Here is a 13,941-nt window from a genome sequence, read left to right on the forward strand (position 1 = left end):
ATAATTTTTGACAAAGTTACGGCATTCGTTATAAGTAGAATATAAGAGAAGTGGTCTTCGGTATAAAGATTTTATAAAGATTAATTCCGTCGGGTGTCAATAAGGTGCACAATTTTCCAGGAAGTGCCATCAAGGAAAAGCGTAAAAGCATTGACCCCTTTGTGGCTTAATTTGCCATTAATATAGAACTCATAAGGTGTCCAAGCATGGGCCATGGTGCCATCAATTTGAATAGTATAGCTCAAAATTCGCTCTTCAAATTTTAGGTTTTCGGGAATAGTGGCGATTGATATATAAAACTCTTTCGGACTCTCTGTAGAAAATCTAGTCCCTTTACTGCTTTCCGAAATGGATTGTAAGACCAAGGCCTCGCTGCAAGTTGACTTGATTTTTAAGGTGTCTTTGGCATGAAAACCTTCAAAAAAGGTTTCAATGGTTTGTTGCACGGCTTCTTTTTGGGCTTGACCCCAAAAAGGAACCGACAATGCCAAAAGCAAAAAGAGTTTCTTCATCTTTAATATTTAGACCATTTGTACAATTCTTTCCAAGTTGGTTTTTTACCGTACATTAAAATGCCGACACGGTAGATTTTAGAAGCAAACCAAACCACTAAAAAGAAGGTTCCGTAAAGTAAGATAAGCGAAACCGCGATTTGCCAAAGCGGCACACCAAACGGGATACGCATCATCATTACGATAGGCGACGTCAGCGGAATCATAGAGAAAGTCGTTGCTACCGTGCCATGCGGATCGTTGATTACCGTAAAAAATCCGATATACACGCCCAAAATCAACGGCATAATAATAGGCAATAAGAATTGTTGCGAATCGGTTTCATTGTCGACTGCCGCCCCGATAGAAGCATAAAAGGAACTGTACAGAAAATAGCCGCCGATAAAATAAAGAATAAACGAAATCAAAATCGTAGCAATCGGCAGATTCCACAATTCTTTAATATACAATGCCAAAGAACCACCCATTTCTTGTTGGGCAGCCTGCACCGCTTCTGCATTCACTCCCGAACTGGCTCCCATTTGAATGCCAAACACCGACGAGAGTACAAACATGGCCGTCAACCCGAGCAACGCCCAAATTAAAAACTGTAATATTCCGGCTAATGAGGTTCCGATGATTTTACCCATCATCAATTGAAACGGCTTCACCGATGAAATAATCACTTCGATGATGCGGGACACTTTCTCCTCTATGACACTTCGCATGACCATATTGCCGTAAATAACAATAAACATCATGATTAAATAACCGAAAGCACCGCCAATGGCAATTTTGATTTCGTTTAATCCTTTGAGCGCGGCTTCTCCGGAGGCTTTGGCTAAACTGATACTCACTTTGGATTCGGCATTTTGTATGGCATTGACATTCAAGCCGGCTTTGGTGTAGTTTTCTTGTGTAAGTTTGGTGTTGATTACATTTTCCAAATCTTCCACAAACATCACACTCGGACTGTCATTAGAGATATACTGAATTTTGTTGGACAACGAATCTTTGGCTATTTCTTTGGGAATCAGGAGTAACCCTTCATACGATTCGTTAATGATACTGTCTTTTAATACTTTCGTATCTATCGAAGTAAAATCGACATATTTAAATTCATCATCACTCTTAAACTCGCGGACGAACATACCCGATTCATCATGAATGGCGATTGTTTTTTGATCGGCTTTCATGGTACTCAAATAGCCCACAAAAACACCAATAGCAACAAACAGAAGCGGACTTAAAAAAGTCATTACAATAAACGATTTGTTGCGCACTTTGGCCACAAACTCTCTTTTAATGATTAGGCTGATTTTGCTCATTACTTTTCACTTACAGTTTTAATGAAAATGTCGTTTACACTCGGAATTTTTTCTACAAAATGGGTCACCTGTCCTCGTTGGATCAACGTGTTGAGCAACTCGTTTGGTGTTGCCGTTCCTAAATTGATTTGGAGTTTCAGTTCGTCGTGAAGCGATTTAAAATCAGTTGGTGACAAGGTGAATTTTTGCGACAGGTCATACATCAACCCTTCCACATTATTTGTCAGAATGCCCACTTCGTAGTCGTTGGTTCGGTATTGCTTCTTAACATCGGTCAGTTTGCCTTCAATTAATTTATTGGATTTGTGTATTAAAGCAATGTGGTCACACATTTCTTCAACGCTTTCCATACGGTGCGTAGAAAAAATAACGGATGTTCCTTTTTTATTCAGCTCGATGATTTCGTCTTTTATTAAATTGGCATTAACCGGATCGAAACCGGAAAACGGTTCGTCGAGTATGAGCAATTTCGGCTTGTGCAAAACAGTCACCACGAACTGAATTTTTTGCGCCATTCCTTTGGACAATTCCTGAATCTTCTTATTCCACCAACCTTGAATTTCCAGACGGTCAAACCAATAATCCAACTCGCGCTTGGCTTCGGCTTTAGACAATCCTTTAAGCTGCGCCAAATACAAACACTGCTCGCCTACTCTCATGGTTTTATACAAGCCTCTTTCTTCGGGCATATAGCCAATAGCTTGTACATGTGAAGGATTTAGTGGTTCTCCGTCCAAAAAAACGGCACCACTGTCGGGCATGGTGATTTGGTTGATGATCCGAATTAAGGATGTTTTTCCGGCGCCATTTGGCCCTAATAATCCGTAAATACTGCCTTGTGGAATGGTTAACGAAACTTCGTTTAACGCGGTATAATCGCCGTATTGTTTTACGACCTGCTTTACCTCAAGTATATTGCTCATACCTATTTAAAGAGTTTATATCATCCTGATGACCTTTTTGGTCTTGGAGTTGTAAAAGTAAGCAATAAGTAGCATTTCTTTTTTTTTGTTACAAAAAAAACCCACCCTGATTGTTACAAAAGGATGGGAAAAATTGCTATGAAAAAGAAATTACTTGTTTCCAAGTAATAACCAAATGTAAAACTATTTTTTTAATTATGAAAACATATCTTTTACTTTTTCAAAAAAAGATTTATCGCTCTTTTCGGGCTTCGGAATAAAGTTCTCATCGGTCAATGCTTTTTCAAAAAACTGACGTTGCTCCTTATTCAAAGTCTTTGGCGTCCAGACATTTATATGCACTAACAAATCGCCGTTTCCGTAGCTGTTTAAACTCGGAATTCCTTTTCCTTTTAAACGGAGTATTTTGCCGGATTGGATGCCTTCTTCAAGCTTGATGCGAACCTTTCCGTTCACAGCTTCAATTTCTTTTGAAACACCTAAAGCGGCCTCTGCAAAACTGATATACAAATCGTAATGCAGGTTCTCACCCTCTCGTTTTAGTGTTTCGTGTTCTAACTCTTCGATAGCCACAATCAAATCGCCCGGAATTCCGTTACCCGGCGCGTCATTTCCTTTACCGGAAACTTTCAGTTGCATCCCGTCAACCACACCGGCCGGTATTTTAATAGAAACAGTTTCGTCTTCTAAAATCATTCCGTGTGCATCCGCATGGTTTGGCTTACTGTCGATAGTTTGACCGGTTCCGCCACACACATGACAAGTGGTAGCCGATTGCATTCGGCCTAAAATAGTATTGGTAACACGTAATACTTGTCCTTGTCCGTTACAGGTAGCACAGGTTTTGTATTTCACGCCCGGTGCCTGCACCTTGCGTTTTACTTTTACTTTTTTCTCCACACCGTTGGCAATCTCTTCTAAAGTCAGTTTGACTTTGATGCGAAGATTGCTTCCTTTAACACGACGCTGTCCGCCGCCATTTCCGCCAAATCCGCCAAATCCGCCTCCAAAAGCACTGCCGAAAATATCCCCAAACTGACTGAAAATATCATCCATGTTCATGTGATGATGTCCGCCATATCCACCGGCTTCGAAAGCCGCATGACCGTATTGGTCGTATTTCGCTTTTTTATCAGGATCGCTCAGCACTTCGTAGGCTTCGGCCGCCGTTTTGAAGTTTTCCTCGGCTTCTTTGTTTCCTGGATTTTTATCGGGGTGAAACTCGATAGCTTTCTTTCGATACGCTTTCTTAATTTCTTCGGGAGAAGCATTTTTGGAAACGCCTAATATTTCGTAAAAATCTTTTTTGCTCATAACACTATATTATTGTCCGATTACAACCTTAGGGAATCGAATAATTTTGTCGCCCAATTTATAACCTTTTTCTACGACATCAACCACTTTCCCTTTTAAATCATCGCTCGGTGCCGGAATTTGAGTAATAGCCTCGGCAAAATCGGGATTAAACTCATCTCCTGCTTTAACATCGACCATTTCCAAACCTTTAGAAACCAAAGTGTTTTTTAATTTTTCATGGATAAGTTCCACTCCTTTCAACATAACCTCGTCGTCACTTTTCGCAATTTGAACTAACGCTCTGTCAAAATCGTCCAAAACAGGCAACATGGCCTGCAACACTTCCTGATTGGCCGTTTTAAACAAATCGATGCGCTCTTTGGCCGTTCTTTTTTTGAAATTCTCAAACTCGGCAAAAAGGCGTAAAAATTTATCTTTCTCTTTGGCTAATTCTTCTTGTAATTGTGCTTCAACCGACAGTTCCTCTGCGGTTTCAATTTCGTTTGACACGTTCTCTTCTGTATTTTCTATAGGTTCCTTGTCTGCTTTATCGTTATTCATTTTCTCAAATTTTAGGTACTGCTGTGAAAGTTTTTTGTTTTTCCCGATTGCAAAATTACTGCCATTTCTTTTAAAATGTCAAATTGTCATCATTTTTATACGATCGAATTCGTTTCAGGCTTATATTAATTAACCAAACTTTAATATATTTTTAAGACTATTACGTTTTCGTTTTCCCTAAATTTGTTTAAAGGTTATAAATAAATTATCTGATTCGGGAATATTGGTAAAAGGTATCTATTATTAATTCAACAATATTTACAATAAAAAAGAGCGGTTATTTGACCGCTCTTTTTTATGCATACAAATGGGCTATTGCCTCCTTTATTTCGGGATGTTGGAACTGAAATCCGGCATCCAGCGCCTTTTGAGCACTAAGATACTTACTCGAAAAAAGTAAATAAGACATTTCACCTAATAATAATTTCATCACAAATTGCGGAACGGCAGGCAGCCACAATGGCTTGTGCAAAACAAAAGCTATTGCCTTGGTTAGCTGTTGGTTGTTAACCGGATTGGGTGAAACAGCATTGTAAACGCCTTCCCATTGATGTTCTAAAGCATACACGTACAACGCAACCAAATCGTTGATATGAATCCATGACTGCATTTGTTTTCCGGAACCCATAACAGCACCCAAACCAGCCTTGATGGGTTTCACCATTTCGGGTAACGCACCGCCGTGATTAGCCAATACAATTCCGGTTCTGAGTGTACATACTTTGATGCCCAATACCCGAAACGGATTCACTGATGCTTCCCATTTTTGGACCACATGTGATAAAAAACTATCTTCTTTCTCCGTTGTGTTTTCATCATACATAACTGTAAAACTCTCCGGATATATCGCAGTCCCCGAAGCCGAAATGATTTGCTTGACCTGATTGGGAACTTTTTTGACTAAGTTGAACAATAAATCTCCCGAAAGCGTTCGACTTTCGATAATTACCTGTTTGTATGCCGAAGTCCATCGCTTAGCGATATTGGCACCGGCTAAATGGATAATGACATCTACACCATAGATGCAATTCTCATCAATCTTTCCTTGGGAAGGATTCCAATAAAATCCTTTGTAATGAGGTTGATTAACAATTTTAGTTTTGGAAGTCGTTAAATAGTGAACCGTATGGTTTTTTTCGTGTATTTTTTTTACCAATTCACAACCAATTAAACCTGTGGCTCCTGTAACTAAAATAACCATAATGCACTATTTTTCAACAAAATTACAACCAAAGAATCAAAAAGAAATCACAATTATAAAGGGTTTAACTTTTGTTTGCTATTTAAGTTTAATGGTCCACTCAAAATTAAATTCGGATACTTGCTCTCCTTTTTCATTGACACCAACCGATTTCATCCAAAAGGTTTGCCCTTCTCCGGTAGCTATGGCTTTGTTTATCGATTCGGCGATTAAATTGCCGTCATGGCACGCAAAAGTAATCCGCCCGGTAGCTTTCTTGGAGAAATTGCCATTGTTGTTAGCTACTAACATTGATATTTTTTTTCCGGAATTTTTGATATACAACATCACCAGAGCACCGGTCGTTAATTCGGCCGCCATGGCCTGTACCGCGAAATACATGGAATTAAAAGGATTTTGATTGAACCATCGATGCTTCACCGTTGCTTCGCAGGATTGTGGTGTAATCGATTTGACTCTGACTCCGGACCAAAAAGCAGATGGTAATTTAAAAAAAAGAAAAGAGTTGAGTTTTGCCAGTGAAAATTCCATAAACACTTGATTTTGCTATAAAAGTACAAAAAATGTAGCAGCTGTTCGTAATATTCAAAATGTTAATATTTTGTTAAATCTAAGTACTTTGTATTGCATAATACCTTTTTTTAGACTTATCTTTGTATAAGAAATTAATAGCCTATCTATAGTATTGTTAATTTTAAATCAGCAAATCATCAATTAAAACAAAAATAAATGACAACGAATAACGAAAGAAACACCGCTACCTTTTTACACTTGAGTGCTTTGACGCAATATTTTATTCCGTTTGGCAATTATATTTTTCCTGTAATTATATGGAGTGCCAAGAAAAATGAATCTGCTTTTGTAGATGCTAACGGTAAAAATGTTTTGAACTTTCAATTGAGTATGTTTTTATACTTCATGATTACGGCGGCTGTTGCTGTTCCGGTTTTTGTTTACAGTATTTTTAAAAACACCACCATTACTAATATTCATGACGGAAGTCATTTCGTATTTGAAAGCTTGGATTACGGAAACATTCCGGGCTTTGTTATTCTGGCTATAGTAATGGTTGTGATCTTCCTCTTTTTGAAAATTATCGAATTTGTCCTTATTATCTACGGTTCGGTAAAAACTTCTAACGGCGAAGTATACAAGTATCCTTTAACCATCAATTTTATAAAATAATCAATCATCATCATCAATCATCATCATCAATCATCATCAATCATCATCAATCATCATCAATCATCATCAATCATCATCAATCATCATCAATCATCATCAATCATCATCAATCATCATCAATCATCATCAATCATCAATCATCAATCATTAATCATTAATCAAAATCATCAATCAAATGAAACATTTACTCTTAATCACAGTATTGGTAGCAGCGTTAACTACTAAATTAATGGCCCAAGATCAATCGGTAATTACCATCAAAAAAATACCGTCTGAGTCTTTGAAAACAACCACTTTGGCACCACAAGAAAGTCATCAATTCGAAATCATTGCTAAAGAAGACACCGATGTTAATTTAAATTTCAGTTTCAATCAAAAAGACAACCTTAACATTGTAGTGACCGACCAAAAAAACAGAGTGATCTTGCGCAAGACCATTCAAAAGGACAGCAATAATCGTTTGGATTTTGTCATGAGTGAAAATGAAAAATACAAAGTCACCATGATCGGCGATAAAAAGTCGGAGCTAACCATCAAAGTAAAACCGAATTAAAAGTAATCGAGTTTCAATTATCATCCGTCACATTTCATAATGAAACGGTTCAATCAAAAAACGAATGTTAATCAGAAAAAATTAAATCATGTATTATGAATATTGAAAACACAAAAGCCCAAATGCGTAAAGGTGTTTTAGAATTTTGTATCTTGTCTGTCTTAAAAGAAAAAGATGCCTATACTTCTGAAATATTAGACACCTTGAAAAACGCTAAATTGCTTGTGGTAGAAGGAACTGTATATCCGTTGCTCACAAGACTGAAAAACGACGGTCTTCTCAATTATCGCTGGGAAGAATCGACATCGGGACCACCAAGAAAATACTATGGTTTGACCGAGCTTGGAAAGACTTTTTTAACGGAATTAAGCGGCACTTGGACTGAATTATCGGATGCCGTGAATATCATAACCAATCAAAAATAACAATCATGAACAAAACAGTAAATATTAATATAGGCGGCTTGTTCTTCCACATAGACGAAGATGCATTCCAAAAATTATCAAGATATTTTGATGCTATAAAACGCTCCCTTTCCAATTCTTCCGGTAAGGAGGAAATAATGAAGGATATCGAAATGCGTGTTGCTGAATTGTTGACTGAAAAACAAAAATCAGACAAGCATGTCATCAATCTTAAAGACGTTGATGAAGTAATCGTTGTCATGGGGCAACCCGAAGATTATCGAATTGACGACGATGCAACCGAAGCCAAAACCGATTTCAACTATACCAACCGACGCAAGAAATTGTACCGTGACAAAGACAACGGACTCATTGGTGGTGTGTGTACCGGATTGGGTCATTACTTCGGAATCGATGCGGTTTGGATTAAAATTTTGTTTCTCATCCTGGCTTTCACCAGTTTCGGACTCTTGGCTTACATCATCCTTTGGATCGCAACACCTAAGGCTGTTACGACTTCCGAAAAATTAGAAATGACCGGTGAGCCGGTTACCATTTCTAATATTGAAAAAAAGGTACGCGAGGAATTCGACAGTGTTTCCAATAAAATCAAAAATGCCAATTATGATGAAATGGGAAATCAGGTTAAATATGGTGCTGAAAGAGCTGCCAATGGTTTAGGCGATGTAATAATGAGAGTATTCGGCGCTTTTGCCAAAGTTTTAGGGGTATTTGTATTGCTTTTCTCCTCCTTTGCTTTATTGGGTGTTTTGATTGCTTCTGTAATTCTCATCTTTTCATCCACTTTGCCGGCCAATACCATTTTAAATAACATCACCACTCCTATCGGTTTAGAAACACCTTTATGGATACAAGGAGTCCTCTTTTTAATCGCCTTAGGCATTCCGTTGTTTTTCCTTATCATTTTGGGATTGAAAATATTGGTTACCAATTTGAAATCTATCGGAAACATTGCCAAATACAGCTTACTGGCCATTTGGATTATTGCTGTAGGAGTTTTGGTTTCCTTGGGAATCAACGAAGCCACTCAAAGAGCTTTTGAAGGCAAATCGGTGAAAAAAGAAGTATTGAATTTGTTGCCGAATGATACGTTGCACATCAAATTCGTGAGCAACGATTTCTTCTCCAAAAACGTCAGTGAATACCGTGAATTCATGTTTACGCAAGATTCGACGAAAAAAGAAGTGATTTATTCCAACCAAATCAGTTTCGAAATCAAGAGTACCGATAAGCCTCAGGCATATTTGCAAATCGAAAAATTAGCTGACGGAAAATCGTTCAGCGAAGCCAATCAAAGAGCCGAAAAAATCAACTACGGATTCAAAATGGTAGGCAATCAGTTGATCTTAGACAACTATTTATTGACCAACATCGAAAACAAGTACCGTGATCAAAAAGTGGAATTGTACTTGTACTTACCAAAAGGAACGTTATTTGTAGCCGATGAAACTGTTCAGAATTACGATGAATCTGATAACGAATTCTTCAATTTACATTACAGTTCGGACAAATACACCTACCGCGTGGAAGAAACCCAGGTAAAATGTTTGGATTGTCCGAAAGACGAAAACGAATACAACGATGTTCCTAACGGAATTCAAACCGAAGATATTAATGTAACCGAGGAAAATGACAGTGTAAAAACCGTTTCCGTAAAAATCAACGGAAAAGAAGTCATCAATACCAAATCGGGTAAAAAAAGTAAATTAACCATCAGTCCCGACGGAGTAGTCATTAAATCAGAATAGTCATGACCAAATTAGTAATCCTTTTTTCAAAACTAATCACCGCTGTAGCGGTGGCTGTTTCGCTGACTTCCTGCAATTATAATATCAATTTGGGAAAAAGCATCACCGGAAGCGGCAATGTGGTTTCAGTAACGCGTACTGTAGGTTCTTTTGACAAAGTGAGGGTAAGCCGAGGCTTAGAATGCGAAATCATCCAATCGGATAAAACGGAAGTTATCGTTGAAGCCGATGATAATTTGGTCAATGACATCAAAACCGAAGTAGAAAACGGCACCCTAATTATCAGCACTGAATATAGCAACTATATCAATGTATCTTCCAAAAAAGTAATCGTTCGCATGCCGAAGATTGTAAGTTTAGAAGCCTCCAGCGGCTCTTCATTACGCTCCAAAGGTGTCTTAACCGGCGAGTCTGTTTTGGTAAAATCGAGCAGCGGCAGTTCTACTGTTGTCGAATTGGAGGCCGATACCATCACTTTGGAATCGTCCAGCGGCAGTGAACAAAATGTGCGAGGTAAAGCTTTAAAACTAAACACCGCCTCTTCCAGCGGCAGCCATATTGATGCCGACGGATTAACCGCCAATGAAGTGTTTGCCCAATCCTCAAGCGGCAGTGCTACCTCAATCCATCCGGTATTATTACTCGATGCCAAAGCTTCGAGCGGAAGCTCAATCAGTTATACACACAGTCCGCAAGAAATCCGAAAAGAGGAAAGCTCGGGCGGAAGTGTTTCCAAAGATTAAGTTAATAAAAACATCTCAATGAAAATTGGGATGTTTTTTTTTCTATTTTTGACATTCGAGGTCTCGAGGCCAATTTTACCAAGTAAAAAACCAAACTACTGCCATGATGAAAAAAACACTACTTATTTCCTTTCTTTTTCTATGTGCGTTGTCATTCGGACAAAAAAAAGAAAAAGTAAAAGGCTCCAAAATTGTCAAATCAGAACTAAAACAAGTGGGCGATTTTCAAAGCCTGGAAGTAGAAGACAATCTGGAAGTGTTCTTGGTCAAGGGAAATGAATGTGCTCTCGAAATTGAGGCCGATGACAACCTTATCGAGTTTGTCGATTTTAAATTAGCCGGCAGTAATCTTCGCATTTCAACGTCCAAAGATATTTCCAGCTACAAAAAATTGAGCGTCAGAGTGACCTATACTGATACCTTCAACATGGTGATTGCCAAAGATGAAACCAACGTCACTGCTTTATCCGATATCACCCTGGACAACATTACGTTTAAATCCTACGACTACGCCAAGCTTTTTTTAAACGCTCAAACCAAGAATTTTACACTGATGGCCAACGATAAATCAAAAGTGGAGCTCAACTTAAAATCGACCAAAACCGCCATAGACCTCAGCAAAAGTGCCTACGTAAAAGCGCTGATTTCGAGTCCGGAAATGCGATTTGATTTGTACCAAAAAGCATCGGCCGAAATCGAAGGCGATATCATCGACCTCAAACTTCGCTTAGACAACAACACCGATTTTATCGGAAAAAAATTGACCGCTAAAAACGCTGTCATCGAAATTGGTGCCTATGCCAAAGGGAGTATCAGCATCAGCAATTTGGTTACCATTGATGCTTCCGGTAATAGTGAACTGCAATTGTACGGCGAACCCGTAAAAATCGATTTAAAACGATTTGCCGACAGCGCCGAGCTCCGTAAAAAACCTACTACCAAATAAAAATTTTACTAAAACATACCCACTCTTTAATTTGTTTTAGCCCGACTCCTTGTAAAGTCTTTAGCCAATCAATGCGTAAGAGAAAACGCCTTTTGTGGCTGAATATCGCTAACAAAACGACTAGGATACGGCATCAGAATCTGGCAAGCGAGCGTCAATGAGTTGAAAAATCAAAAAAAAAAGAAAAGCGGTCTGATTTCGTTGGAACAACGAAAGAGTTCTTTTCTTTTCAGATTTTGAGACGCTTATTGACCGCTGAAGATTCAACCCCTTGAATTTTTGCTTCTTTTGTTTCAAGACAAAAGAAGAAGTTAGTATACAAAAAATCCCGCCAATGGCGGGATTTCATTTACATATAAGAATCGTTTTACTACTCCAACGAAGCCAAATACCGCTCCGCATCCAACGCCGCCATACAACCGGTTCCCGCAGCGGTAATCGCTTGACGGTACACGTGATCGGCCGCATCACCGGCTACAAAAACACCCGGTACATTGGTTTTAGAACTGCCCGGTACATTCACAATATAACCGGTTTCATCTAAAGTAATATAATCCGCAAAAATATCAGTATTCGGTTTGTGCCCGATGGCCACAAAGAAACCGGTAGCCGGGATGGTAATCTCTTGTCCGGTGGTTTTATTCAACGCCTTCACTTCGGTTACCACTTGCCCGTCTCCAATCACCTCAACGGTATCGTGGTGCATCAAAATTTCAATATTCTCGGTTTTACGCACACGCTCTTCCATAATTCGCGACGCTCTGAATTTGTCGCTGCGCACCAACATGGTCACTTTTTTACACAATTTCGATAAATAATGGGCCTCTTCACAAGCCGAATCACCGGCACCCACAATTACGACTTCCTGATTGCGATAAAAGAATCCGTCACAAACCGCACAAGCCGAAACCCCGCCGCCCGTTTGTAAATAATGTTGTTCTGAGGGCAATCCTAAATACTTAGCCGAGGCTCCTGTCGAAATAATCACCGTTTGGGCATGAATTTCTTTGGTGTCGTTCACCCAAACTTTGTGAATTGGTCCGGTAAAATCAACTTTCGTTACCCATCCGTCACGCACATCGGTACCAAATCGCTGGGCTTGTGCCTGCAATTGCACCATCATTTCCGGTCCGGTCACGCCGTCAGGATAACCCGGGAAGTTTTCTACTTCATTGGTTGTGGTTAATTGTCCGCCCGGTTGCGTTCCTTGGTACAATACCGGGTTCATATTCGCTCTGGCGGCATAAATCGCAGCAGTGTAACCTGCCGGACCTGAGCCTATAATTAAGCATTTTACTTTTTCTGTAGTATCTGACATGATTTGAAGTTTTTCGACTGCAAATGTATGGGTTTTGAGTCTAAAATAGCGCGGCCTACCCATCGCTATATCCAATTTGTGAATAAGATTCGATTATTGTTGAAAACCTATTATAAGGAGCGCCACAATGGCTTTTCAGTTACACCCTCGTCCCGCTGTCCGCGCTACTTGCCTGCCTGCCGTCAGGCAGGGTAGCTTGCTCCCATCGGGGCTAGAATTCACTTTTAGTGTCTCCTTAAAACTTTATAAACAAATGGCAATCCAAGACACTGCTGTCTCACTAAGCTTGTCGAAGTGCCATCCGAAGATTTTTTATGTAGAGAAAAAGTTGTAACGAGTTTCGATTTTTCCGTAAATAAAAAATCCTTTCTGCCAAAGCAGAAAGGATTTACCCGTCGGGGTGGCAGGATTCGAACCTGCGACCTCCTGGTCCCAAACCAGGCGCGATAACCGGGCTACGCTACACCCCGTATTCCCTCAATTGGGAGTGCAAATATAAAACTATAAATTAGTTTTCAAAAGGTTTTTTCGTTTTTTTAATTTTAAAAAAACAATTAAGACTTCCGATATAATTTCTATTTTTGCTTAACCTAAAAAATAACACAACATTATATGCTGATTATTGGAATTGCCGGTGGAACCGGGAGTGGAAAAACTACCGTAGTGCATCAGATTATGAACGAATTGCCCGCCACTGAAGTGGGTATAATTTCTCAAGATTCATATTACAAAGAAAACAACAATTTGAGTTTTGAGGAAAGAGCACTAATTAATTTTGATCACCCTCGAGCCATTGATTTCGACTTATTAGTTCAGCATCTCAAAGATTTAAAAGCCGGTAAAACCATTGAACAACCCGTATATTCTTTCATTACACACAACCGAACCGATGATACCATCGTGACACATCCGCGAAAAGTAATGATTGTAGAAGGAATTCTTATTTTAACTAGTCCCGAATTGCGCGACCTGTTTGATGTTAAGGTGTTTGTACACGCCGATTCCGACGAGCGCTTGATTCGTCGTTTAAAAAGAGACATCGCCGAACGCGGTCGCGATATGGAAGAGGTTTTAAACCGGTACCAAACCACATTGAAACCGATGCACCAACAATTTATTGAGCCTACCAAAGCTTTTGCTGATATCATCATCCCGAATGACAAATACAATACGGTGGCTATTGATGTGGTAAGAGCCGTAATCAATCAGAGAATTACCTAATT

General features: G+C 39.2%; 15 protein-coding genes and 1 tRNA gene. 7 read left to right on the top strand and 9 right to left on the bottom strand.

All coding sequences use genetic code 11. The features are described 5' to 3' along the window. Nucleotides 1-80: 80 nt before the first annotated feature. From QHT84_RS07005 to QHT84_RS07035, 7 genes are all read right to left on the bottom strand, one after another. Entirely contained in the window at nt 81-512 is a 432-nt protein-coding gene (locus QHT84_RS07005; protein ID WP_283238844.1) for a nuclear transport factor 2 family protein, read from the bottom strand. Nucleotides 513-514: 2 nt separating this feature from the next. Further along, nucleotides 515-1,819, bottom strand: a complete 1,305-nt coding sequence (locus QHT84_RS07010) for an ABC transporter permease (RefSeq protein WP_283238845.1) — start codon at nt 1,817-1,819, stop codon at nt 515-517. Next, nucleotides 1,819-2,742: an ABC transporter ATP-binding protein gene (locus QHT84_RS07015; RefSeq protein WP_283238846.1), complete on the bottom strand. Its 924-nt coding sequence runs from the start codon at nt 2,740-2,742 to the stop codon at nt 1,819-1,821. The genes QHT84_RS07010 and QHT84_RS07015 overlap by 1 nt, the downstream gene beginning before the upstream one ends. 195 nt (nt 2,743-2,937) lie before the next feature. Continuing rightward, nucleotides 2,938-4,056, bottom strand: coding sequence for a molecular chaperone DnaJ (gene dnaJ, locus QHT84_RS07020; RefSeq protein ID WP_283238847.1), 1,119 nt, complete (start codon nt 4,054-4,056; stop codon nt 2,938-2,940). A gap of 9 nt (nt 4,057-4,065) precedes the next feature. Then, nucleotides 4,066-4,599, bottom strand: a complete 534-nt coding sequence (locus QHT84_RS07025) for a nucleotide exchange factor GrpE (protein ID WP_283238848.1) — start codon at nt 4,597-4,599, stop codon at nt 4,066-4,068. Nucleotides 4,600-4,894: 295 nt separating this feature from the next. Then, nucleotides 4,895-5,800 (bottom strand): TIGR01777 family oxidoreductase, encoded by a 906-nt coding sequence (locus QHT84_RS07030; RefSeq protein ID WP_283238849.1) that lies wholly within the window; start codon nt 5,798-5,800, stop codon nt 4,895-4,897. Between the two features lie 78 nt (nt 5,801-5,878). After that, a complete protein-coding gene (locus QHT84_RS07035; RefSeq protein WP_283238850.1) occupies nt 5,879-6,331 on the bottom strand; it encodes a DUF4442 domain-containing protein in 453 nt (150 codons plus the stop codon). Between the two features lie 198 nt (nt 6,332-6,529). On the opposite strand from QHT84_RS07035, the gene QHT84_RS07040 reads away from it, so the two are divergent. The 6 genes from QHT84_RS07040 (at nt 6,530) to QHT84_RS07065 (ending at nt 11,400) form a co-directional block, all read left to right on the top strand. Continuing rightward, nucleotides 6,530-6,985, top strand: coding sequence for a DUF4870 domain-containing protein (locus QHT84_RS07040; protein WP_283238851.1), 456 nt, complete (start codon nt 6,530-6,532; stop codon nt 6,983-6,985). Nucleotides 6,986-7,160: 175 nt separating this feature from the next. After that, a complete protein-coding gene (locus tag QHT84_RS07045) occupies nt 7,161-7,538 on the top strand; it encodes a hypothetical protein (protein ID WP_283238852.1) in 378 nt (125 codons plus the stop codon). Nucleotides 7,539-7,633: 95 nt separating this feature from the next. Next, a complete protein-coding gene (locus tag QHT84_RS07050; protein WP_283238853.1) occupies nt 7,634-7,963 on the top strand; it encodes a PadR family transcriptional regulator in 330 nt (109 codons plus the stop codon). Between the two features lie 5 nt (nt 7,964-7,968). Further along, nucleotides 7,969-9,711 carry a PspC domain-containing protein gene (locus QHT84_RS07055; protein WP_283238854.1) on the top strand — a complete coding sequence of 581 codons (1,743 nt, stop codon included), beginning with the start codon at nt 7,969-7,971 and terminating at the stop codon, nt 9,709-9,711. Between the two features lie 2 nt (nt 9,712-9,713). Beyond that, nucleotides 9,714-10,454, top strand: a complete 741-nt coding sequence (locus tag QHT84_RS07060; RefSeq protein ID WP_283238855.1) for a head GIN domain-containing protein — start codon at nt 9,714-9,716, stop codon at nt 10,452-10,454. A gap of 106 nt (nt 10,455-10,560) precedes the next feature. After that, nucleotides 10,561-11,400, top strand: coding sequence for a GIN domain-containing protein (locus tag QHT84_RS07065; RefSeq protein ID WP_283238856.1), 840 nt, complete (start codon nt 10,561-10,563; stop codon nt 11,398-11,400). Between the two features lie 370 nt (nt 11,401-11,770). Here QHT84_RS07065 and trxB read toward each other — a convergent pair whose 3' ends face one another. Together trxB and QHT84_RS07075 are read right to left on the bottom strand one after the other, a co-directional pair. Next, a complete protein-coding gene (gene trxB / locus QHT84_RS07070; protein ID WP_283238857.1) occupies nt 11,771-12,718 on the bottom strand; it encodes a thioredoxin-disulfide reductase in 948 nt (315 codons plus the stop codon). A gap of 395 nt (nt 12,719-13,113) precedes the next feature. Beyond that, nucleotides 13,114-13,188 (bottom strand) — tRNA-Pro (locus tag QHT84_RS07075). 142 nt (nt 13,189-13,330) lie between these two features. On the opposite strand from QHT84_RS07075, the gene udk reads away from it, so the two are divergent. Continuing rightward, on the top strand, nt 13,331-13,939 hold the full coding sequence (gene udk, locus QHT84_RS07080; protein WP_283238858.1) for a uridine kinase: 609 nt from the start codon (nt 13,331-13,333) through the stop codon (nt 13,937-13,939). Nucleotides 13,940-13,941 lie beyond the last annotated feature (2 nt).

Source organism: Flavobacterium sedimenticola, from assembly GCF_030053345.1.
Taxonomy (GTDB): Bacteria; Bacteroidota; Bacteroidia; order Flavobacteriales; family Flavobacteriaceae; genus Flavobacterium; species Flavobacterium sedimenticola.

Coding starts and splice junctions, on each gene's coding strand:
- QHT84_RS07030 (WP_283238849.1), bottom strand. CDS start 5,800: ATGGTTATTTTAGTTACAGGAGCCACAGGTTTAATTGGTTGTGAATTG.
- QHT84_RS07045 (WP_283238852.1), top strand. CDS start 7,161: ATGAAACATTTACTCTTAATCACAGTATTGGTAGCAGCGTTAACTACT.
- QHT84_RS07005 (WP_283238844.1), bottom strand. CDS start 512: ATGAAGAAACTCTTTTTGCTTTTGGCATTGTCGGTTCCTTTTTGGGGT.
- QHT84_RS07025 (WP_283238848.1), bottom strand. CDS start 4,599: ATGAATAACGATAAAGCAGACAAGGAACCTATAGAAAATACAGAAGAG.
- QHT84_RS07065 (WP_283238856.1), top strand. CDS start 10,561: ATGAAAAAAACACTACTTATTTCCTTTCTTTTTCTATGTGCGTTGTCA.
- QHT84_RS07015 (WP_283238846.1), bottom strand. CDS start 2,742: ATGAGCAATATACTTGAGGTAAAGCAGGTCGTAAAACAATACGGCGAT.
- QHT84_RS07040 (WP_283238851.1), top strand. CDS start 6,530: ATGACAACGAATAACGAAAGAAACACCGCTACCTTTTTACACTTGAGT.
- trxB (WP_283238857.1), bottom strand. CDS start 12,718: ATGTCAGATACTACAGAAAAAGTAAAATGCTTAATTATAGGCTCAGGT.
- QHT84_RS07010 (WP_283238845.1), bottom strand. CDS start 1,819: ATGAGCAAAATCAGCCTAATCATTAAAAGAGAGTTTGTGGCCAAAGTG.
- QHT84_RS07055 (WP_283238854.1), top strand. CDS start 7,969: ATGAACAAAACAGTAAATATTAATATAGGCGGCTTGTTCTTCCACATA.
- QHT84_RS07035 (WP_283238850.1), bottom strand. CDS start 6,331: ATGGAATTTTCACTGGCAAAACTCAACTCTTTTCTTTTTTTTAAATTA.
- QHT84_RS07050 (WP_283238853.1), top strand. CDS start 7,634: ATGAATATTGAAAACACAAAAGCCCAAATGCGTAAAGGTGTTTTAGAA.
- QHT84_RS07060 (WP_283238855.1), top strand. CDS start 9,714: ATGACCAAATTAGTAATCCTTTTTTCAAAACTAATCACCGCTGTAGCG.
- dnaJ (WP_283238847.1), bottom strand. CDS start 4,056: ATGAGCAAAAAAGATTTTTACGAAATATTAGGCGTTTCCAAAAATGCT.
- udk (WP_283238858.1), top strand. CDS start 13,331: ATGCTGATTATTGGAATTGCCGGTGGAACCGGGAGTGGAAAAACTACC.